Here is a 21,367-nt window from a genome sequence, read left to right as displayed (position 1 = left end):
TGGAATCTAATCCGAATATAACTATATTTGCATTTATAAACACCCAAAAGAATGAAGATAAAATTTTTACTTTTATTAATTATATCAACTCTTTTATTGTTGCCAACAAGAGGAGAGTCATTAGATACCTCAGTCTATTTTAACAGAATTGCTGATGATGGCATACACCTTTGGATAGCAACGAGTAAGGGCATTGTAAAGTACAATAAGGAGGAGGATAAAGCATATAATGCGTGTGGAGAGCTGGGAATTGACACAGAAGATGTTATCCACTCCATTGCTATTGACAAAAGTAATAAGTTATGGTTTTCGGTAAAGAATAAAGGTGTTTACTATTATCAAGATGGTAAAACATATTATCGTAAAGGGGTTTATAAAGATGATTATGTGAGATATGCCTTTGCCTTTGATTGTAACGATTCAATATGGGTGTCGGCTGGTGGATATTATACCGGACCTCAATATAATGAATACCCTGCTGGATATAATACTCCTGATACATACTCTCCAACTATGCAACCCACCATAATGGATATGGAGTTTGATAGCAATAACAATCTATGGATTCTTATCTACGGAGAGTACAATACTCTTTTATGTCATAAAAACGGTAATACATATTGCGAAAGTGTTATAGAAGGCACAACTCTTGTTCCGTCAATAACTATTGATAAGAGCAACAATATATGGTATTCTGTTAGGGATGCGATATACTACTACGATACTTCAACCCATAATCATACTCGCTATTGGCACGACACTGATAGTAATATTCCTGCCGCTCATTTTTTTGGCAGTGATATTGATGATGATGGTAATGTGTGGTTTACATCATCGCACTACTTGTTACGATATGATGGCAAGGACTTTAAGTGGTGGAACTGTTATGGCTACCACGAGGCTCGCTCAATCGTTTGCGACAACAACATTGTTTGGGTATTAATGAGTGATGATGCTATATGCAAATTTGAGAATAACTCATTTACAAGAATTATTCTAAAAGATGCCGTAACAGGTATTGAGGAGAGCACCATAGAGAAGAGCACCACCAAAGCATACGTTTCAAATGGGGTGCTATATATTGAGAATGCTGATGGTATTAACTCTGTTGAGGTTTATGACATAACAGGTAAGGTTATAACTTCTGGTACTTACAATAGTAGTTCGGTTCAAATACAATTGCCAACAACACTTAAAGGAGTGATAATGGTTAAAGTAAACAATGAGGTTGTAAAGGTTATTTGCGAGTAATTACTAATTTAACTATATGAATTGTGGTAAGGTCTTTGGCTTTACCTCTTTTTTTTATGTGCATAAGTGGTAAAAGTTTTAGAGGTTTTTTGAAGAAAAAACGCAATTATTTTTTATTTTTGCAAAAAATTTGGGTTAGTATGCCCTTTTTATAAAAATATTTATCTCAACAACTATTTAATGATAATGGGAGAAAAGTCAAATAAACATAAAATATCGTTCTGGAATGCTAAAGTAACTTCTACTATTAGTATTTCACTTGTGTTGTTTCTTTTGGGTATTGTGGTGTCGCTTTCGATAATTGGCACTCAACTTACTAAGCATATTAAAGAGAATATGGGTTTTACCATTGTTATTAAAGATTCTGCTTCAAAACGTGGTATTGAGGATGTTAAAAGAGAGTTGGATAGGGCTCCTTATGTTAAGGCTGTTCAGTTTATATCCAAGGATGATGCTCTTAAAGAGTTGGAACTTGAACTTGGTGAGAATCCTGAAGATCTTTTAGGTTTTAACCCCTTGCAATCTTCGATAGAGGTTAAACTTTCGGCTGAATATGCTTCGACCGACTCGCTTGCTTGGATTGAGGCTGATATTAAACAGTATAGTAATATTGTTTCGGAGGTTATTTGCCAAAAGGATGTTATTCAGGTTATTAACGATAATTTGCGTAAGGCCGAGATTATTCTTCTCTCAATTTCGGCTCTTTTGATGGTTATTTCGTTTGCTCTTATCAGCAACACTATTCGTTTGATGATATACTCTAAGCGTTTTCTTATTCGCACTATGAAACTTGTTGGTGCTACTCCCTCTTTTATAAGAAGACCTTTTATTATCAAAAATATTATTGAGGGTGTTATTGCTGCGGTTATTGCTACAATTTTGCTCTCGGGTTGTGCATACTATATTGTAAGCGAGTTTGAAAATCTTGCTATATTGATAAATTTTTTGACTTTAATTCAAGTGTTTGGTGTTGTTCTTCTACTCGGCATTGTGCTATCTTCTGTTTCGGCTTTCTTTGCTGTTAACAGATATATTTCAATGGATGAGGATGAACTTCACGCTTCTTAAATTTTAATTTTATTATGAGTACTCAAAATTTTTCAAAATTGCCAAATAATAAAACTTCTGATAGTTTGAATAGTAATTTGGATGAGAACAACTCTAAAGGGTTTGCCTTAGAGAAGATAAACTATATTCTTATTGCTATTTCGTTTGCCCTTATTATTTTAGGGTTTGCTCTTATGGGTGGCGAGAGTTCTACTCCCGATAATTACAATGCCGATATTTTTAGTTGGCGTCGTATTGTGTTAGGCCCAACAATCTCTTTTATTGGTTTTGTTGCTATTATATTTGGTATTATGTATAAAAAGAAAGGAGATAAGTAATGAGTTGGCTTGAAGCTCTTATTTTAGGTTTAATTCAGGGATTTACAGAGTATCTGCCCATTAGTAGCAGCGGTCACTTAACTATTGCATCAAACTTTGTTGATATTACTGACCCTGAGCAAATTCTGCCGTTTACTGTATTGCTACACGTTGCTACGGTTCTAAGTACTATTGTTATATTATATAAAGAGATTGTTTGGCTTTTTAAAGGACTATTTAAAACACACACTGGGGATAGCGAACCTTTATCTAAATGGTGTGGTTTAACTCTTAACTCGCAACAACAATATATTATTGCCATTATAGCATCTATGATTCCTGTTGGGATTGTTGGTATTTTCTTCAAAGATGCGGTTGAGGCGGCTTTTGAGGGGTTGACAATTGTAGGTTGCTGTTTATTGGCTACTGCCGTTCTTTTGGCTTTTTCGTACTACGCTAAACCTCGACAAAAAGATAAGATTTCTATTAAGGATGCCTTTATTATTGGTTTGAGCCAAGCTGTTGCTGTGCTACCCGGTCTCTCTCGCTCAGGTACTACTATTGCTACCGGTTTACTTTTGGGTAACAAAAAAGAGAATATGGCTCAGTTCTCATTCTTAATGGTTATTCCGCCTATATTGGGTGAGGCTCTTTTAGAGAGTGTTGAGATGGTTAAAGAGGGTATTGATGTTGCTTTTGGTGGCATTACTCCTACGGCTCTGATTATTGGATTCTTGGCTGCTTTTATCTCGGGCTGTATTGCTTGTAAATGGATGATATCTGTGGTTAAGAGAGGTAAACTTATATATTTTGCTTACTACTGCCTTGCCGCTGGATTATTTACTTTAATATATTCTTTTATTTAATATAATAGTGACACAAGAGATTGACAGAGAGTTTGACTTTATAGGTGGTGAGGTTCTGCATTTTAATAAGCCTCTTCATTGGACTTCGTTCAGACTTGTTAAGAAGTTGAGAGGTCATATTCACCAACACTATGGTATTAAGAAGTTTAAGGTTGGTCATGCAGGTACTCTTGATCCTCTTGCTACTGGCGTGATGACCATTTGCACCGGTAAGGCTACTAAACTTATTGAGAGTTTGCAAGGCGAGGACAAAGAGTATATTGCAACTATTGCTTTGGGGGCTACTACGCCTTCGTTTGATTTGGAGACTGAGGTAGATGCTACCTTTGCTACTGAGCATATCACCCGCGAAATGGTTGAAGAGGTATTGGCCTCATTCGTTGGAAACATTGAACAGGTGCCTCCCATTTTTTCGGCTGTTAAGATTGATGGCGAGAGGGCTTATAAACTTGCTCGTAAGGGGGATGATGTGGAACTTAAAGCAAAGGTTATTCGTATTGATGCTATTGATCTTTTGGAGTTCTCGCAAAATGCTATTAGAATAAGGGTTGCTTGTGGTAAAGGTACCTACATTCGCTCCCTTGCCAGAGATATTGCTATTGCTCTGGATAGCGGAGGTCATCTTACTGAGTTGATTAGAACCCGTGTTGGAACAGTTAGATTAGAGGATTGTTTCTCGGTTGATCAGATTCCTGATATTGTGGAGAGAGGTATTGCTCCGAAGGATATAAACATTGTTAGAAAATAGGAAATTTTAAACTACATATAGATATGAAACTTTCAAAATTTAAATTCAAATTACCCGAGGAGTTGATTGCTCAATATCCTACAAATCATCGCGATGAGTCTCGTATGATGGTTCTTCACCGCAAAACTGGTGAGATTGAGCATCTTGTTTTTAAAGATATTATAAAGTTCTTTGATGAGGGAGACCTATTTGTTTTTAATGATACTCAAGTTTTCCCTGCTCGCCTTTATGGAAACAAAGAGAAGACTGGGGCACAAATTGAGGTGTTTCTGCTTAGAGAATTAAATAGGACTAATCGCCTTTGGGATGTACTGGTTGACCCTGCCCGAAAAATACGTATTGGTAATAAATTGTATTTTGGAGATGATGACTCGGTAGTGGCAGAGGTTATTGATAATACTACGTCTCGCGGTAGAACTCTTCGTTTTTTATATGACGGAGAACACGAGGAGTTTAAGAGTTCTCTTCTGGCTCTTGGTGAGACTCCGCTGCCTGAGTATATTAAACGCAAACCTGAGCCTGAAGATGCTGAGAGATACCAGACTATTTTTGCTAAAAACGAGGGGGCGGTTGTTGCTCCTGCTGCCGGTTTACACTTTAGCAGAGAGATGATGAAGAGATTGGAGATTAGAGGTATTGATACTGCTTTCTTAACTCTTCACATAGGTTTGGGAAGTTTTAAAGATATTGATGTTGAGGACTTGACAAAACATAAAATGGATTCAGAACCAATGATTATTACCGATGAGTTTGCTAAAACAGTTAATGCTGTTAAGGATGCTGAACGTAAGGTTTGTGTTATTGGTACTTCAACTATGCGTGCTATTGAGACTGCTGTTTGTACCGGAACTCACATTAACGAGTTTGAGGGTTGGACTAACAAATTTATTTTCCCTCCTTACGACTTCTCTATTGCTAACGCTATGCTTACAAACTTTCACCTTCCTCTATCGACAATGCTTATGATGACTGCTTCGTTTGGTGGTTACGACAACACTATGGCTGCATACCATGAGGCTGTTAAAGAGGAATATCGCTTTGGAGCATACGGTGATGCTATGTTGATTGTTGACTAATTTATTGGAGGAGAAGGGCGTGAGTGTTGTTTATCTGTCGTTAGGCTCAAATTTGGGTGATAGAGAGCACTTTATAGATTGTGCTATCTGCGAGATAGATAAACGAATAGGAGAGGTAACAAATATCTCAAGTAAATACGAAACTGAGCCTTGGGGTTTTATCTCTAAAAACAAGTTTATTAATGTGGCGGTGGAGGTTAAAACCCAACTCTCTGCATCTGAGGTTTCTGTTATTGTTCACAAAATTGAAGATGAATTAGGGAGAAAAAGAGATATTAACTCAACGGGGTATGAGGATAGGGTTATAGATATTGATATTCTGTTGTTTGATGATATTATCTCAAACGATGAGTTGTTAACGCTTCCTCATCCTAAAATGCACTTAAGAGAGTTTGTGATTGTTCCTCTACGTGAAATTGCTCCAGAAATTATTCACCCGGTATTAGGGATGGCTATTAAAAATATAAAATTATAATATATATGAAAGGGTTTAAACCATATCAACGCATACTCGGCTTTCTCAAAAAAAGATGCCCCGATAAGGTTTGGAAGAGTTTGGGAAGTGAAAGAACTAATGGTTTTATAGGTCTTATCCTATTCTTCTTAATCTTTGGTTTTGTCAGGATTATTTGGTGGGGAGGTAGCGACAATTTTGCATTCTATACTGGCTGGGACGGAGAGTATGATCCTGAGCCTATTATGGAGTTTGTTGATTTCTCGGATTACAACCAATGGATATCTCTTAGAACTGCTGACGGTGTAGAGTTCTTTAATAGATATGTTTATATGCAAAACATTGAGAGAGATAGAGAGTCTGTTATTATCCGTAGCGATGAGGGTAAATATTTAGGCGGTGTAAGAATTTTTCCCACCTGTGCTGGTAATAGAGAGATGATGATTATTCTCTTATTGATGCTTCTTATACCTGGTCCTACTAAACCTAAGATATGGTATATACCCACTGCTCTTATCCTTTTCTTTATTATAAACTGCTTTAGATTGTCAATTGTTAACTTGACTACTATGTGCGAAAATAAAGAGATATTTGTTGCCGCTCACGACTACTCCGGTATGGCAATGAGTGTATTTGTATTTTTTATCTGGCTATTCTGGGAAAAGAGATATGCTGAGAAATACAGAATTGAGTGCTGGAAAAGGGTTGATAAACTTGAAAAGCAGGCATAAAATTCCTAATTAAAAGTGATGGTAATATACTTAATTGGATATATGTGTTCGGGGAAAACAACTCTTGGCTCTCTGCTTAAAGAGATGGCAGGAGTGAAGTTTACCGACCTTGACCAATATATTGAAGAGAAAGAGGGATTATCGGTAAACGAGATTTTTGCTCAAAAGGGAGAATCTGCGTTTAGAGAGATGGAACGCAACACCCTACGTGAAGTTACCGAGAATATTGGTGGTGTTATTGCTACTGGTGGCGGTACTCCTTGCTTTTTTGACAATATGGAGTATATGAAAACCAATGGCAAGGTTATATATTTGAATTGCAGTAGAGGCGAGTTATTGGAACGATTGAAGATATATAAATCCACCAGACCTCTATTGAAGTATAAAAATGAAGACCAACTAAAAGAGTTTATAGAAAACTCTTTGCCAAAACGTGAACCTTTCTACAATAAAGCCAATATAATTATTGATGCTGATCCCCTCTCAACCAAAGAGGGAGCATTAAATACTGCCAAGAGGGTGCTTGAAATGATTTAATTCCTCACCCCACAACCCTTAAAGGAGTGATAATGGTTAAGGTAAACAATGAGGTTGTGAAGGTTATTTGTGAGTAGTTATTTATTTACTCATACATATAACAATTGTGAGCGAGAAGAGAAATCTTTTCGCTTTTTTTATATCTTATTTTTTTTAAGAGTTGAACTTTTAACACAATCTAATCTTTTAGAGTTGCTTTTTACTCTATTTTTTTATTACTTTGCATCCTTAATAAAGATTGACATTATTAAGTGATAAGCAAAACAGTTGTTGGCTTAATAATTATTTCAACTTGATTTTTAATAAAAACTGAATATTATGTCAGAAACAAGAGTAAAAAATGTAGAGAAGGTGGTTGTCCGTTTCTCGGGAGACTCGGGAGATGGTATGCAACTTGCAGGAAACATCCTCTCTAATATTTCTGCCGCAATTGGTAACGAAATATCTACATTCCCCGACTATCCTGCCGAAATTAGAGCACCTCAAGGAACTCTTGGTGGTGTATCTGGTTTTCAAGTACACATTGGTAACGGTGTTCACACACCCGGTGATAAAGCTGATGTTTTAGTGGCTATGAACCCTGCCGCTCTTAAAACTAACTTTAAGTTTTTAAAGAGCGATGGTATTGTTATTTATGACACTGATTCTTTCGCTAAAAGCGATTTAGATAAGGCTGCTTTTACTACCGATGATCCTTTCGCTGAGATTGGTGCAGCGGCAACTGTACAGATTGTTCCTGTTGCTCTATCTTCGATGGTTGCTGCCTCTCTTGCCGATAGTGGTATGGATAATAAATCTATTATGAGATGCAAAAATATGTTTGCTCTCGGTTTGATTTGCTGGTTATTTGACCGTCCTATTGAGCAAGCTTCAAAACTTCTTACAAATAAATTTGGCAAGAAACCTACCATTCTTGAGGCTAACCTAAAGGTTTTGACCGCTGGTTATGATTATGGTAATAATATACATGCTTCGGTATCGACATACCGCATTGAGAGCAAATCTCAAAAACCTGGTATCTATACCGACATTAATGGTAATCGTGCTACTGCTCTTGGCTTAATCATGGCTTCGGAGAAATCGGGACTTCCCCTATTCTTGGGTAGTTATCCTATTACTCCTGCTACCGATATTTTGCACGAACTTGCTAAACGTAAAGATTTGGGTGTTAAGGTTGTTCAGGCAGAGGATGAGATTGCCGGTGTTTGTACTGCAATAGGTGCTTCGTTTGCCGGTAATTTGGCTGCTACTTCTACTTCGGGTCCCGGTTTGGCTTTGAAGAGCGAGGCTATTGGTTTGGCTGTTATGGCAGAAATCCCATTGGTGGTTATTGATGTTCAACGTGGTGGTCCTTCAACAGGACTACCTACCAAAACTGAGCAGACAGACTTGCTTCAGGCTCTTTATGGTCGTAACGGAGAGTCTCCTGCGGTAGTTCTTGCAGCATCTACACCAACAGATTGCTTTGATATGGCTTTCAACGCTGCCAAGATTGCAGTGGAGCATATGACTCCAGTTATTCTATTAACAGATGCCTTTATTGCAAACGGTTCGGCTGCATGGCGTATTCCTGAGGATAACGACTTCCCCGAAATCAAACCTAACTATGTTAAACCTGAAATGTTAGAGGAGGGTTGGAAACCTTATAAACGTGACGCAGAATCTTTTGTTCGCTACTGGGCTATACCCGGTATGGAGGGATTTATGCACCGTTTAGGCGGTTTGGAGAAAGATGCCAGCACAAGTGCTATTTCAACTGACCCTGCTAATCACCAAAAGATGGTTGATATTCGTAAAAACAAGATAGAGTATATTGCTAATTGCATTGAGCCTCTTAAAGTTGAGGGCGATGAGAGTGCCGATACTTTGGTTATTGGTTGGGGTGGTACTTACGGACACCTTGTTACCGCAGTTGAGGAGTTGAACGCTATGGGTAAAAAAACGGCTCTTGCTCACTTCCGCTACATTAACCCTCTTCCTGCTAATACTGAAGAGGTTATCAAGAGATACAAAAACGTGGTGGTATGCGAGTTGAATAATGGACAATTTGCTACTCACCTTGTTTCAAAAATAGAGGGATTACAAGTTAAGAAATTTAATAAAGTACAAGGTCAGCCTTTTATGGTTGAAGAACTTGTTGATTTTCTTAAAAACTTATAGGAGGATATAACTATGGAATATACAGCAAAAGATTTTAAGAGCGACCAATATGTGCGTTGGTGTCCCGGTTGTGGCGACCACGCTGTGGTAAATACTCTACAAAAGGCAATGGCAGAGGTGGGTATTCCTCCTCACAAAATTGCAGTAATATCGGGAATTGGTTGTTCTTCACGCCTTCCCTACTATATGGGCACTTATGGCTTTCATACTATTCACGGACGCTCCGGTGCTATTGCTACTGGTGTTAAGACTGCAAATCCCGATTTGACAGTTTGGCAAATTACCGGTGATGGTGACTGTCTTGCTATTGGTGGTAACCACTTTATTCACGAAATTCGCCGTAATGTTAACCTTAATATTATTCTTTTGAATAACAAGATATATGGTTTGACTAAGGGACAATACTCTCCTACAAGTAACAGAGGTGCGGTAACTAAATCTTCGCCCTACGGAACTGTTGAAGATCCTTTTATCCCTGCTGAACTTACTTTTGGTGCAAGAGGAAACTTCTTTGCTCGTACTATTGATGTTGATCTTGTTACCGCAAAAGAGGTTATGGTTGCAGCAGCTAAACATAAGGGTGCTTCGGTTGTTGAAGTTTTACAAAACTGTGTGATTTTTAATGACCAAATTCACAAACATGTTGCCGACAAAGAGTTTAGAGCTGAACGCACTATTCACCTTAAACATGGTGAGAAGATGTTGTTTGGTAAGAATATGGATAAAGGTTTGGTTCTTGATGGTCTTAACTTAAAGGTTGTGACAATTGGTGAGAATGGTGTTACTTTAGATGACATTTTAGTTCACGATGAGACTACTCAAGACAACTTCTTGCATCTTCGACTTGCAATGATGGATGGTCACGAACTTCCTCTTGCAGTGGGTGTTATCCGCTCGGCAGAGGCTCCTTGCTATGACGAAGAGGTTAAACGTCAAATGGAGGAGATTAGAGATAAGAAACCCGGTAAAACTCTACGCAACCTTCTTCTTAGCGAAGAGACTTGGGAGGTTAAATAGATACTTTTTACAGATATTTTTAGAGAAGGGGTACTCGGGTACCTCTTCTCTTTTTTTATCCCCATCTTAGGATAAAAATAATTGCGAAAATATATTGCTTTCTCCCTCTTTTATAAATGGTTAAAAATTATTATATTTGAAAATTGAAAATTTTATCTTTTTTCATTAATGGATGCGATAGGTGAAAACAATAAAGGACAGAGTATCAGTGCGTTCTATATGAAGGATACTTCGTTTGCAAATCTTATGCAAAAACGTGTTTTCAATGTTTTGCTGATTGCAAGCAGATATGATGCCTTTATATTGGAAGAGGATGGACGTATTGAGGAGCATATATTTATGGAATATATGTCTCTTAACTTGACTTCTCCTCCTCGCGTTACAGAGGCTTATACCTTTGAGCAGGCAGAGAAAGAGTTGCAGGAAAAGAACTACGATCTTATTATTGTTATGCCTGCTATGCAGGATGCCAACGTATTCAAAAAGATTAAACGCTTAAAAAAGAGCCACCAGAATATTCCGTTAGTTCTTTTAACTCCATTCTCTCACGAGGTTTCCCGCAGATTGGCAAAAGAGGATTTGAGTGCTGTTGATTACACTTTCAGTTGGCTTGGTAATGCCGACCTTCTTCTTGCTATTGTTAAGTTGATGGAGGACAATATGAATCTTGAAGAGGATGTTGCTTCGGTTGGCGTACAGGTTATTATTGTTGTTGAAGACTCTATACGTTTCTACTCTTCAATTCTACCTATCCTCTACAAAGTGGTCCTTAAACAGTCTCAGATATTCTCGACCGAGGCTCTTAACCGACACGAACAGATGCTACGTATGCGAGGCAGACCAAAGATTGTTTTGGCTCGTACATACGAAGAGGCTGTTGAGATATACGACAAATACAGTAGCAATGTTCTGGGCGTTGTTACAGATGTTTCGTTTACCCGTAATGGAGAAAAGGATAGTAAAGCAGGTTTGAAGTTTTGCGAGTACCTGAGATGCCATAATGAAGATCTGCCTATTATTATTGACTCATCAGATATTGAGAATAGCGAAGCAGCAGCAAAATATAATGCTGCGTTCCTATACAAAAACTCTAAAACCTTACCTGTTGACTTAAAATATGCCGTTTTAAGGAACTTTGGATATGGTGACTTTGAGTTTATTCGCCCCATTACCGGCGAGGTGGTTGCTACGGTTAAAGACCTTAAGGATTTACAGGACCAGATTTTTGATATTCCTGATGAGTCGGTACTTTATCACGCAAGCCGTAACCATATTTCAAGTTGGTTATACTCTCGTGCTATGTTCCCTCTTGCCGAACTCTTGCGACAAAAGACTGTACGTTCGTGCGATAATGCCGACGAGATTAAGAATATTATCTTTGAGGCTATTGTTGAATATCGTAAAATGAAGAATAGCGGTGTTGTTGCTATCTTTGAACGTACTCGCTTTGATAAATACTCAAACTTTGCTCGTATTGGACAAGGCTCTTTGGGCGGTAAAGGCAGAGGTTTGGCTTTTGTTGATGCTATTATAAAACGCCACCCCGAACTTGCTAATTGCGACGGCGTCAGGGTTGCTGTTCCAAAGACTGTTGTTTTGAGTACAGACATATTCGATGAGTTTATGGAGGAGAACTTCCTATACTCGGTTGCTCTGAGTGATATTCCTGATGAGGAGATATTGGAACACTTCTTAAAGGCTAAACTCCCCGAACACCTTGATAATGACTTTTTAGCTCTATTTGATGTTATTGAAAATCCTATTGCTGTTCGATCTTCGAGCCTTTTGGAGGACTCTCATTACCAACCCTTTGCCGGTATCTATTCTACTTATATGATTCCATATAATGAGGATAAAATGGTAATGCTGAATATGCTAAAAGATGCTATTAAGGGTGTGTATGCTTCGGTATATTACTCCGATAGTAAAGCTTATATGGAGGCTACTTCAAATATTATTGACCAAGAGAAGATGGCTATTATTCTTCAAGAGGTGGTGGGCACAATGTATGATAAGCGTTTCTATCCTTCGTTCTCGGGTGTTGGTCGTTCGCTTAACTACTACCCCATTAACGACGAGAAACCTGAAGATGGCGTTGTTGATGTTGCTGTGGGGTTGGGTAAATATATTGTTGATGGTGGCAGAAGTTTACGCTTCTCGCCTAAGCATCCTAACTCTATTTTACAAACCAGTACAATGGAGATGGCCTTGAGTGATACTCAAACTCGTTTCTACGCTCTTGATATGGAGAAGAGAGATAAATCGTTCTCTATTGATGATGGGTTTAATATTCAGAAACTATCTATTGCCGATGCCGATAGCGATAAGGCTCTATATGGTATGGTATCGACATACGATTATATGGACCAAGTTATTCGTGATGGATATTACGATGAAGGTCGAAAGGTTGTTACCTTTGCCAACATTCTAAAACACGATATGTTCCCCCTCGCTAAAATCTTAAGCATGATGCTTACCTATGGCAAGGATGAGATGGGACGCCCTGTTGAGATTGAGTTTGCCGGTAATCTAAAGGGTGGAGAGAACAATAATGGCGAGGTTTATTGGTTGCAAATACGCCCCATTGTTGATATGAAGGAGATGCGTGAGGATGAGATTGATAATGTCAGGGATGAGGATATTCTGATAAAGAGTACCTCGGCATTAGGCCATGGCGTTGATGAGGGGGTAAGACATGTTGTTTATGTTAAAGACAACGTGTTTGGGTATTTTGCTAACTCTTATATTGCTCGCGAGATTGAGAAGATTAATAAAAAATTCCTTGAGGAGAAGATGAACTATGTTTTAGTTGGACCCGGCAGATGGGGCTCAAGTGATACGGCTCTTGGTATTCCCATTAAGTGGCCTCATATTTCGGCTGCAAAGGCTATTGTTGAGACTGCTATTAAAGATTTTTGGATTGAGCCAAGTCAGGGAACTCACTTCTTCCAGAACCTTACTTCGTTTGGAGTTGGATACTTTACAATAGATCCATCGAGTTGCGAGTGTAAATATGACAAAAGGTTCTTGGATTCTCTTCCCGCTCAACACGAGAGTGAATATATTAGAGTGGTTGAACTATCGGCTCCTCTTGTTATTAAGATAAACGGAAAGAAAAATGTTGGTATTATTATAAAACCACATACAGAAGAGTAACATAAAACAATATATAATTTTTTATTATAATGAAACTAAACTTCAAGAAATCACTACTTTCAATATTTTCATCGGATCAGGGGACTCAAAACTCAACTGAGAAACCTGCTCACAAGAATATTAAAGAGGTTACTCCTAACAACGATTTTGATAAAGCGATTAGCGAGGTGGATATTCCTGATGCTATTTTGGAGCAGATTACTGATATTGTAAACAAACCTCTCCCCGAAGTTATTCTCAAAACAATAGACCGAGAGGCTGAGAAGCTGGAGATTAAGGAGAGTTTACGCCCTACATTCTGCGAATATATCAAATACCTGCTCTTGAAAGCCGAAAAAAGCGATGGTTCTCCTCTCTTTATTGAGGGCGATGATAATATGGATCTTGTTGTTGAACTTGAAGAGAAACTTAAACTTGCTTCGCAACGCGAGGAGGACTACAAAAACAGATATTTGAGTGCAGAGCGTCAGAAACGTGCCTTAAACGATAAGGTTAGAGATCTTGAAGAGAAGTTTGCAAAGGTGGAGAAAGATTTTGCCAAATCGGAGAATGCTCGTATTGAATCAAATAATAATCTTCGCCAAATAACTAAAACAAAAAATCAACTTGAAGAGAGCAATGAGCAACTTAAATTGGAGGTTGAACATTACAAACAGTTAGAGGTTAACAACAATCTAATGGGACAAAGCGAAGGATTCTCAGAGAGTGAATTTATTGAGTCGCTTAAGAATAAAATTATTGCTCTTGAAACCGAGAACGGAGAGATGGAGCAACGCCTTTTGGCAAGTGATGACCACATAAAAGAGGTGGTTGAGTCGTTTGAGACTACTCTACACGTGAAGGAGGAACTTGTTCTTCAAGCGGTTGAAAGAGAGAAGACTTTACAGGCTCGTATTGAGGCACTTCAAGAGTCGCTTAATAGCAAAGAGGAGATTCCTGAAGGTGGAGATGAGGTTCTTACTCAAAGATTGATAGAGGTTACAAGAAAATATCAGGCTCTTCAATCGGAGTTAACTCAATATAAGGATAAAATTTATGAGGAGTCGGAGGGAGAATTACATAAACAGATTGAACAACTCAACGCCGACCTTGCTCTTACAAAACTGAAACTCGAAGAGGCTGAGAATAATAACAATATGCCATCGGATAACTTAGTTAGCCAAATGAGAGACCTAAGAGAGAAACTTGAGATGGCAGATAATAAAACTTCGGAACTTCAAATAAAATTGAACGAGGCAGTCAAAGAGATTGAGAATAAAGATAAGGAGATTGAAAACCTTAAAAAATTCCCTGAAGGGACTAACGATAAGGTTGAGGAACTTAGTGCCGAGATAACTGAACTTAAAATTGAACTTCAGAACAAAGAGAACATCATTACCGAAGCCAATGAGAAGATTGAGAAGATACAGGTTAAACGCGAAAGGATTGCCGAGAACAAAAAGGCTGCAAAACAGATAGAGGAACTTACCGAAAAACTTAAAGAGGAGGAGAAGAAGAGCGAGAAGGCACGAAAAGATGCTGAGATTGCAAGAATGAATGTTGTTGCTCTGACTAACGAAGTTGAGAAGTTACGTAACTCTATGCCTAAGAAAGATGAAGGTCTGTTTGATTTTGTTGAGGACGACTGGATGGTTGTGATGGAGCCTGAGACTGAGGAGGAGATTAGAGAGAGAACTAAACGTGAACGCGAAAAGGAGCAGAAATCAGAGGAGGAGAAGAGCGCTATTGATATTCCTTTTGAAGATCCTGCCCAAATGAAATTGTGGGATTAGGATTGTTCCTTTATCGATTTGTTTTATATTAACTCACTTTGAACTATGAAAGAGATTTCGGTTGATAACCTTAACGAGAATATTATCAATCTTATTGGTAAAGACTGGACCTTAATTACTGCCGGTAATATTGACAAATACAACACTATGACTGCAAGCTGGGGTTGTATGGGTTTCTTGTGGGGTAAGCCCGTTGTTACAATTTTTATAAGACCTCAACGCTATACTTTTGAGTTTATTGAGGAGAGTGAAGTATTTACTCTTTCGTTCTTTAACGAGGGGTACCGAAAGGCTCTCACGTTGTGCGGTACTAAATCGGGCAGAGATACCGACAAAGCAAAGGAGGCCGGTATTACTCCATACGCTCCTGCTGAGGGATGCGTTGCTTTTGAGGAGGCTCGTCTGGTTTTTAAATGCCGTAAGTTATATAAATCTCTACTAACCGAGGAGTGTTTTATTGATAAATCAATTCTCCCCAAATGGTATAAAGATGGCGACCTCCACTATATGTACGTTGCCGAGATTGAAAATATTTGGGAGGAGTAAGAGTTGGAAATCTCTAGGATTAATAAGATTACTAGGGTGACTAAGATAACGATGTTTTATTATTAACTTAAAGCCGATAACTGACTACTGCTTCATTGCCGAATAGATGGCACAGGCTCCAAAGGTCATATAGGTGTAACGGCAATTTGTCATACCTACTCCACTCATAATATCGGTCATTGCTTTGCCTTGTGGTACTACCGCTACTGATTTACGCAGGTAGTCGTATGCACTTCGCTCGCCTGTTATTATCTTGCCTAATGTAGGTATAAAGAGTTTTGTATATATCTTATAAAAGAACTTGTAGAATTTGTTTTCGGGGACTGAAAGTTCTAATATAACTAATGTCCCTGAGGGTTTTAATACTCGGTTTATCTCCGATATTCCTCGCTCTATATCCTCTACATTGCGTATTCCAAAGGAGATTGTTACGGCATCGAAACTGTTGTCTTCAAAGGGGAGCGAGATACAGTCGCCGAGCGAGAACTCTATCTCACTTGCTAAGCCTAAATCAAGAACCTTTTTTCGGGCAACCTCTAACATTCCCTCTGATATGTCGCATCCTGTTACCTTGCATGGCGATAGCATTGAGTGTATCTTTATTGCCATATCGCCTGTTCCTGTTGCTATATCGAGGATAGTTGCAGGGGATTGCGGTTTTAGGATTGATATCGCCTTACGTCGCCAACGTTTGTCTTGTCCGAGAGATATTAGTCGGTTCATAATGTCATATCGCGATGCAATGGCATTAAACATCTTTGCTATCTGCATCCCTTTCTTTTCGCCACTATTGTATGGTGTTAACTTCTCTACTCTCTTTTGCGACATAATTAGTTGTTCGTTTGGGAATATAATTTAAAGAGTGAGAGGTTTTACCTCCCACTCTCCTTTTGTATTGTCTGTTATTTACGCTCTTTTAGGTAAGCTGTGATATTCTTCTCGATACGAGCGTTTATATCATCACTCTCGGTGCGAGTGAACTTCTCGCCTGTTATATGCTCATAAAGTTCAATGTAACGCTCTGAAACGCTATTTACGTACTCTTCGGTCATCTCGGGTACTGTTTGTCCCTCTTTGCCCATAAATCCATTCTCAATCAGCCATTGACGTACAAACTCTTTTGATAGTTGTTTTTGTGGCTCGCCTTTTTCAAAACGCTCTTCGTATCCTTCGGCATAGAAGTAACGTGATGAGTCGGGTGTGTGAATCTCATCTATCAGATATACTTTACCATCGCGTTTACCAAACTCATATTTTGTATCTACAAGTATTAAGCCTTTCTCTTTTGCTATTTGTGTTCCTCTCTCAAATAGTGCATAGGTGTATTTCTCCATCAACTCATAGTCCTCTTTGCTTACTATGCCTTGCGAGATTATCTCCTCTTTTGAGATATTTTCATCGTGTCCTTCATCTGCTTTAGTGGTTGGAGTGATAATTGGTGTGGGGAATTTTTCGTTCTCTCTCATTCCCTCCGGTAGTTTTACTCCGCATATCTCACGACATCCTGCTGCATACTCTCTCCATGCACTTCCGGTTAAGTATCCGCGAATAATCATCTCTACTCTGAAACCCTCGCATTGTAATCCTACGGTTACCATTGGATCGGGTGTTGCAAGTTTCCAGTTGGGTACTATATCTGATGTTGCATCCAAGAATTTTGCTGCTATTTTGTTTAGAACTTCTCCTTTAAAGGGTATTCCTTTTGGTAGTATTACATCGAATGCTGATATACGGTCGGTTGCTACCATTATCAACAACTCATCGTTAATGTTATAAACATCACGTACTTTTCCATGATATACACTCTTTTGTCCTTCGAACTCAAAATCGGTTCTTACTAAAGCCTTTTCCATTGTCTTTATATGTTTTTATTAATTATCTTTTTTATCCTTCTTCTCTCGTTTATCTTTTTGCTTTTTGTCGTATGCCTCGTATGCCTCAACAATTGCTTGTACCAACCTGTGTCGCACAATATCGCTCTTGTCAAATCGGACATATCCTATGCCCTTTATATCTCGCAATATATCTATTGCCTGCACCAATCCCGATGTTTGACTTGAAGGGAGGTCAATCTGACTCATATCGCCTGTTATTACCATCTTGGCGTTACTTCCCAAACGTGTCAGAAACATCTTTATTTGGGGAACTGTTGTGTTTTGTGCTTCGTCTAATATAACTACTGCATCGTTTAGCGTTCTACCACGCATAAAGGCAAGTGGTGCTATTTGAATTGTGTTATTCTCCATCATCTCGCGGAGTTTAACAGCGGGTATCATATCTTGCAGGGCATCATACAAGGGTTGTAGATAGGGATCTATTTTCTCCTTCATATCTCCGGGGAGGAATCCGAGTTTCTCTCCTGCCTCTACCGCCGGGCGACTTAATATTATCTTTCTTACCTCCTTGTTTTTTAATGCACGAACAGCAAGTGCTATGGCAACGTATGTTTTTCCTGTTCCTGCAGGGCCAAGCGCAAAGACTAAATCGTTCTTCTCAAAACACTTTACCAGCTTCTGTTGGTTTTCGGTTCGCCCTACAATCTGCTTTCCGTTTATGCCATGTATTATAAGATGCTCTTGCTTTATTTCAAGTGGTGTTCCGCCATTTACTATTGCTCCTATTATTGTTCCGTCTAAACGGTTATACTCTGAGCAATACTTTATTATTAATGATATGCTCTTTTCGAACTGAATAATATCTTTCTCCTCTCCTATTACCTTCATAACATTGCCTCGTGCTATGATATGCAGTTTGGGGTACAGAGTTTTAATGAAGTGTAAATTGTCGTTGTTTGTCCCATAAAAGACAACCGGATCAACATCTTCTATTATTATGTTCTTCTCTATCATTATATAATATCGGGATTGCTGTTTTTTACGTAAACAAAGATAGATACTTTTATATAAAATCTCAATTTTTTGAGGATAAAAAAAAGAGATTGTGCACAATCTCTTTTCGTTATATTGTATTCTTGGTTTTTATCTTACTCTTATGACACTTCCTACTCGTAATATCTTATTTGATTTTATGCCATTTAAGCGACACAACTGTGTAACTGTTGTGCGATATTTTCGGGCTATTGTTGATAACGACTCGCCCGATTTTATACGGTGTGTTGCATAACTATTAACCGCACTGTTTTGTTGTTTCTTTTTATAGAACATATAGGTGTCGGTATGTGCAACTTGATTTTTGAAGTCGAAAATCTCAGCAGGGTTTATTGTCATTCCCATCAACTTGGTTTCAAAGTGTAGGTGAGGTCCTGTTGAACGTCCTGTGTTTCCGCCTAATGCGATTGGCTCTCCTGCTTTAACTATTTGATTGGGTTTTACAAGTATTCTTGACAGGTGACCATATACGGTCTCTAACCCGTTAATATGGCGTATTTTTACATAATATCCGTATCCTCTTGCCTGATATGCTGTGGTGCTTATCTTTCCTGTAAATGCTGCACGTACTGTATCGCCTACATAGAGTTTTAGGTCTATTCCTTTGTGCATTCGTCCCCATCGCCATCCGTATGCCGATGTTACATGCCCGGGTACCGGGATGCAGTGATCTTTTACATCTATTGCAAAGGTATCTTTGGGGTTCTTGGTTGAGTATGTCTCTAACCATTGTTCATCCCAACCATCTGCCATCATTGCATCTAAATCACTCTCCTTATTAAGTAGTTGATTTAATACAAGTGATGAATCCACAACATTCATTATTTGTGGTATCAGTTTATTATAAGCAATAAGATTTTGTTGCATTAAAGCATGATGCTCTTGTGCATTAAGGCGTGTTGGTTGTGCATATGACAAGCCAACGTGCATTACCGCAACAATTAGAATAAGCATCACTATTTTTACGCTTTTTATCATCTTTAATCTTTGCTTATATTAGTTATTTTAGTAAATATTTTCCCAAAATCGCACCAAAGGTAAGCATTTTCTTTTGATTATTAGCAAGTTGCGATAAAAAAATTTGTCAAATAATTTTAAAAGTTACTGCAATTATTAATGTATACGCTTGAATATTAGATATTTACAGGGAAATATGTTTAAAAACATAAAAATAAAGGAGACCAATTTTATTTGATCTCCTTTGATAACTATATGTTTTTATAGTATTAGTATGAACGTGCAAATAGAACTCGGCGTGCTGATGGTTTGCCTGTTACCATACATACTCCCGGTGTTGCCTCCATATCCTCTGGGATACAACGGATTGTTGCTTTTGTCTCCTCTTTGATAAGAGCCTCTGTCTCTGCTGTTCCATCCCAGTGAGCATATATAAATCCGCCTTTCTCTATCTCCTCTTTAAACTCTTCGTATGTGTTAACCTCACGAATACTTGCATCGCGGAATTTACGTGCTTTCTCAAAGATGTTGTTTTGAATATCTTCGAGTAGTTGCTCTACGTACTCTACAATACCATCGCAAGTGCGAGTCTCTTTTTCGAGAGTATCTCTACGCATAACCTCTATGGTATTATTTTCTAGGTCCCTGCCTCCCATTACCAAACGAACAGGTACTCCCTTCAACTCATAGTCGGCAAATTTAAATCCCGGACGTTTGTTGTCAGTGTTATCATATTTTACTGATATTCCTTTTGCTTTTAGTGCCGAAACAATTCCTTCAACTTTTGCATCAATTTGAGCAAGTTGCTCCTCGCCTCGATAGATAGGAACAATTACTACTTGTATAGGTGCCAATTTTGGAGGTAACACAAGTCCGTTGTCATCAGAGTGCGACATTATTAATGCTCCCATCAAACGTGTTGATACTCCCCATGATGTTGCCCAAACGTATGAAAGAGAGTTGTCTTTATCTAAGAATTGAACCTCGAATGCTTTTGCAAAGTTTTGTCCAAGGAAGTGTGATGTTCCCGATTGCAATGCTTTACCATCCTGCATCAATGCCTCAATAGTGTATGTATTTACTGCTCCTGCAAATTTCTCGCTCTCCGATTTTACTCCTTTTATTACCGGCATAGCCATATACTTTTCAGCAAATGTAGAATATACATTCAACATTTTTACTGCCTCTGCCTCTGCTTCATCTTTTGTTGCGTGCGCAGTGTGTCCCTCTTGCCACAAGAACTCGGCTGTACGAAGGAACAAGCGAGTACGCATCTCCCAACGCATTACGTTTGCCCATTGGTTACAAAGAATTGGAAGGTCGCGATATGATTGTATCCAGTTTTTATATGTGTTCCATATAATTGTCTCTGATGTGGGGCGAATTATCAACTCCTCCTCCAATTTTGCAGCAGGATCGACTGTTACGCCTTGTCCGTTATCAGAGTTTTTCAGGCGATAGTGAGTTACAACGGCACACTCTTTTGCAAATCCCTCAACGTGTTCTGCCTCTTTGCTTAAGAATGATTTGGGGATTAACAATGGGAAATATGCATTTACGTGACCTGTCTCTTTGAACATATCATCCAATTGACGTTGCATCTTCTCCCATATTGCGTATCCGTAAGGTTTGATAACCATACAACCACGCACTGCAGATTGCTCTGCCAAGTCGGCTTTAACAACAAGTTCGTTGTACCATTGCGAATAGTTCTCGCCTCTTTTTGTAAGATTTTTAAGTTCTGCCATAATTATATAGTCTGTTTCTTTTTCGTGCTTTTATTACAATGCACAAAATTACAACAATCTGCTCATATTACAAACAAGGAGCGGAAAGATATTTTC

At 38.5% G+C, this 21,367-nt stretch carries 19 protein-coding genes; 14 read left to right on the top strand and 5 right to left on the bottom strand.

Annotation, left to right across the window (positions count from 1 at the left end; all coding sequences use genetic code 11):
- Nucleotides 1-51 precede the first annotated feature (51 nt).
- The 14 genes from IKK64_02655 to IKK64_02590 all read left to right on the top strand — a co-directional run bounded on the left by IKK64_02655 (nt 52) and on the right by IKK64_02590 (nt 15,678).
- Nucleotides 52-1,251 (top strand): hypothetical protein, encoded by a 1,200-nt coding sequence (locus IKK64_02655; GenBank protein MBR4118963.1) that lies wholly within the window; start codon nt 52-54, stop codon nt 1,249-1,251.
- Between the two features lie 186 nt (nt 1,252-1,437).
- On the top strand, nt 1,438-2,319 hold the full coding sequence (locus IKK64_02650; GenBank protein MBR4118962.1) for a permease-like cell division protein FtsX: 882 nt from the start codon (nt 1,438-1,440) through the stop codon (nt 2,317-2,319).
- A 14-nt stretch (nt 2,320-2,333) separates the two neighbouring features.
- Entirely contained in the window at nt 2,334-2,636 is a 303-nt protein-coding gene (locus tag IKK64_02645) for a DUF3098 domain-containing protein (GenBank protein ID MBR4118961.1), read from the top strand.
- Nucleotides 2,636-3,481: an undecaprenyl-diphosphate phosphatase gene (locus IKK64_02640; GenBank protein ID MBR4118960.1), complete on the top strand. Its 846-nt coding sequence runs from the start codon at nt 2,636-2,638 to the stop codon at nt 3,479-3,481. The genes IKK64_02645 and IKK64_02640 overlap by 1 nt, the downstream gene beginning before the upstream one ends.
- A gap of 19 nt (nt 3,482-3,500) precedes the next feature.
- Entirely contained in the window at nt 3,501-4,229 is a 729-nt protein-coding gene (gene truB, locus IKK64_02635; protein MBR4118959.1) for a tRNA pseudouridine(55) synthase TruB, read from the top strand.
- 23 nt (nt 4,230-4,252) lie between these two features.
- Nucleotides 4,253-5,305 carry a tRNA preQ1(34) S-adenosylmethionine ribosyltransferase-isomerase QueA gene (gene queA, locus IKK64_02630; GenBank protein ID MBR4118958.1) on the top strand — a complete coding sequence of 351 codons (1,053 nt, stop codon included), beginning with the start codon at nt 4,253-4,255 and terminating at the stop codon, nt 5,303-5,305.
- A gap of 19 nt (nt 5,306-5,324) precedes the next feature.
- Entirely contained in the window at nt 5,325-5,780 is a 456-nt protein-coding gene (folK, locus tag IKK64_02625; protein MBR4118957.1) for a 2-amino-4-hydroxy-6-hydroxymethyldihydropteridine diphosphokinase, read from the top strand.
- Nucleotides 5,781-5,785: 5 nt separating this feature from the next.
- Nucleotides 5,786-6,490 carry an exosortase/archaeosortase family protein gene (locus IKK64_02620; protein ID MBR4118956.1) on the top strand — a complete coding sequence of 235 codons (705 nt, stop codon included), beginning with the start codon at nt 5,786-5,788 and terminating at the stop codon, nt 6,488-6,490.
- Nucleotides 6,491-6,505: 15 nt separating this feature from the next.
- Nucleotides 6,506-7,027, top strand: coding sequence for a shikimate kinase (locus tag IKK64_02615; protein MBR4118955.1), 522 nt, complete (start codon nt 6,506-6,508; stop codon nt 7,025-7,027).
- 318 nt (nt 7,028-7,345) lie between these two features.
- A complete protein-coding gene (locus IKK64_02610; protein ID MBR4118954.1) occupies nt 7,346-9,187 on the top strand; it encodes a 2-oxoacid:acceptor oxidoreductase subunit alpha in 1,842 nt (613 codons plus the stop codon).
- Nucleotides 9,188-9,199: 12 nt separating this feature from the next.
- Complete coding sequence (locus IKK64_02605) at nt 9,200-10,204, top strand: 2-oxoacid:ferredoxin oxidoreductase subunit beta (GenBank protein ID MBR4118953.1); 1,005 nt, start codon at nt 9,200-9,202, stop codon at nt 10,202-10,204.
- Between the two features lie 168 nt (nt 10,205-10,372).
- Nucleotides 10,373-13,360 (top strand): phosphoenolpyruvate synthase, encoded by a 2,988-nt coding sequence (locus tag IKK64_02600; GenBank protein MBR4118952.1) that lies wholly within the window; start codon nt 10,373-10,375, stop codon nt 13,358-13,360.
- A 29-nt stretch (nt 13,361-13,389) separates the two neighbouring features.
- Nucleotides 13,390-15,132, top strand: a complete 1,743-nt coding sequence (locus IKK64_02595) for a hypothetical protein (protein ID MBR4118951.1) — start codon at nt 13,390-13,392, stop codon at nt 15,130-15,132.
- Nucleotides 15,133-15,177: 45 nt separating this feature from the next.
- Nucleotides 15,178-15,678 carry a flavin reductase family protein gene (locus tag IKK64_02590; GenBank protein ID MBR4118950.1) on the top strand — a complete coding sequence of 167 codons (501 nt, stop codon included), beginning with the start codon at nt 15,178-15,180 and terminating at the stop codon, nt 15,676-15,678.
- A gap of 84 nt (nt 15,679-15,762) precedes the next feature.
- Here IKK64_02590 and ubiE read toward each other — a convergent pair whose 3' ends face one another.
- From ubiE to IKK64_02565, 5 genes are all read right to left on the bottom strand, one after another.
- Nucleotides 15,763-16,506: a bifunctional demethylmenaquinone methyltransferase/2-methoxy-6-polyprenyl-1,4-benzoquinol methylase UbiE gene (gene ubiE / locus IKK64_02585; protein ID MBR4118949.1), complete on the bottom strand. Its 744-nt coding sequence runs from the start codon at nt 16,504-16,506 to the stop codon at nt 15,763-15,765.
- 74 nt (nt 16,507-16,580) lie between these two features.
- Nucleotides 16,581-17,531, bottom strand: a complete 951-nt coding sequence (locus IKK64_02580; GenBank protein MBR4118948.1) for a phosphoribosylaminoimidazolesuccinocarboxamide synthase — start codon at nt 17,529-17,531, stop codon at nt 16,581-16,583.
- An 18-nt stretch (nt 17,532-17,549) separates the two neighbouring features.
- Nucleotides 17,550-18,527: a PhoH family protein gene (locus IKK64_02575; GenBank protein ID MBR4118947.1), complete on the bottom strand. Its 978-nt coding sequence runs from the start codon at nt 18,525-18,527 to the stop codon at nt 17,550-17,552.
- Nucleotides 18,528-18,656: 129 nt separating this feature from the next.
- A complete protein-coding gene (locus IKK64_02570) occupies nt 18,657-19,544 on the bottom strand; it encodes a peptidoglycan DD-metalloendopeptidase family protein (protein MBR4118946.1) in 888 nt (295 codons plus the stop codon).
- Between the two features lie 248 nt (nt 19,545-19,792).
- The gene (locus tag IKK64_02565) at nt 19,793-21,274 is read right to left on the bottom strand and encodes a proline--tRNA ligase (protein ID MBR4118945.1); all 1,482 of its coding nucleotides are present in this window, start codon (nt 21,272-21,274) and stop codon (nt 19,793-19,795) included.
- Nucleotides 21,275-21,367 lie beyond the last annotated feature (93 nt).

This window comes from Bacteroidales bacterium (assembly GCA_017521245.1).
GTDB lineage: Bacteria > Bacteroidota > Bacteroidia > Bacteroidales > G3-4614 > Caccoplasma_A.
The sequence above is the reverse complement of the archived record's forward strand: the minus strand, read 5'-3'. Positions and strand labels throughout refer to the sequence as shown.

What these genes read in the sequence shown, in the direction of transcription:
- queA (MBR4118958.1), top strand. Translation starts at nt 4,253, where the DNA reads ATGAAACTTTCAAAATTTAAATTCAAATTACCCGAGGAGTTGATTGCT.
- IKK64_02640 (MBR4118960.1), top strand. Translation starts at nt 2,636, where the DNA reads ATGAGTTGGCTTGAAGCTCTTATTTTAGGTTTAATTCAGGGATTTACA.
- IKK64_02655 (MBR4118963.1), top strand. Translation starts at nt 52, where the DNA reads ATGAAGATAAAATTTTTACTTTTATTAATTATATCAACTCTTTTATTG.
- IKK64_02605 (MBR4118953.1), top strand. Translation starts at nt 9,200, where the DNA reads ATGGAATATACAGCAAAAGATTTTAAGAGCGACCAATATGTGCGTTGG.
- IKK64_02645 (MBR4118961.1), top strand. Translation starts at nt 2,334, where the DNA reads ATGAGTACTCAAAATTTTTCAAAATTGCCAAATAATAAAACTTCTGAT.
- IKK64_02575 (MBR4118947.1), bottom strand. Translation starts at nt 18,527, where the DNA reads ATGATAGAGAAGAACATAATAATAGAAGATGTTGATCCGGTTGTCTTT.
- IKK64_02610 (MBR4118954.1), top strand. Translation starts at nt 7,346, where the DNA reads ATGTCAGAAACAAGAGTAAAAAATGTAGAGAAGGTGGTTGTCCGTTTC.
- IKK64_02590 (MBR4118950.1), top strand. Translation starts at nt 15,178, where the DNA reads ATGAAAGAGATTTCGGTTGATAACCTTAACGAGAATATTATCAATCTT.
- IKK64_02650 (MBR4118962.1), top strand. Translation starts at nt 1,438, where the DNA reads ATGGGAGAAAAGTCAAATAAACATAAAATATCGTTCTGGAATGCTAAA.
- IKK64_02580 (MBR4118948.1), bottom strand. Translation starts at nt 17,531, where the DNA reads ATGGAAAAGGCTTTAGTAAGAACCGATTTTGAGTTCGAAGGACAAAAG.
- IKK64_02595 (MBR4118951.1), top strand. Translation starts at nt 13,390, where the DNA reads ATGAAACTAAACTTCAAGAAATCACTACTTTCAATATTTTCATCGGAT.
- IKK64_02620 (MBR4118956.1), top strand. Translation starts at nt 5,786, where the DNA reads ATGAAAGGGTTTAAACCATATCAACGCATACTCGGCTTTCTCAAAAAA.
- IKK64_02600 (MBR4118952.1), top strand. Translation starts at nt 10,373, where the DNA reads ATGGATGCGATAGGTGAAAACAATAAAGGACAGAGTATCAGTGCGTTC.
- IKK64_02570 (MBR4118946.1), bottom strand. Translation starts at nt 19,544, where the DNA reads ATGATAAAAAGCGTAAAAATAGTGATGCTTATTCTAATTGTTGCGGTA.
- ubiE (MBR4118949.1), bottom strand. Translation starts at nt 16,506, where the DNA reads ATGTCGCAAAAGAGAGTAGAGAAGTTAACACCATACAATAGTGGCGAA.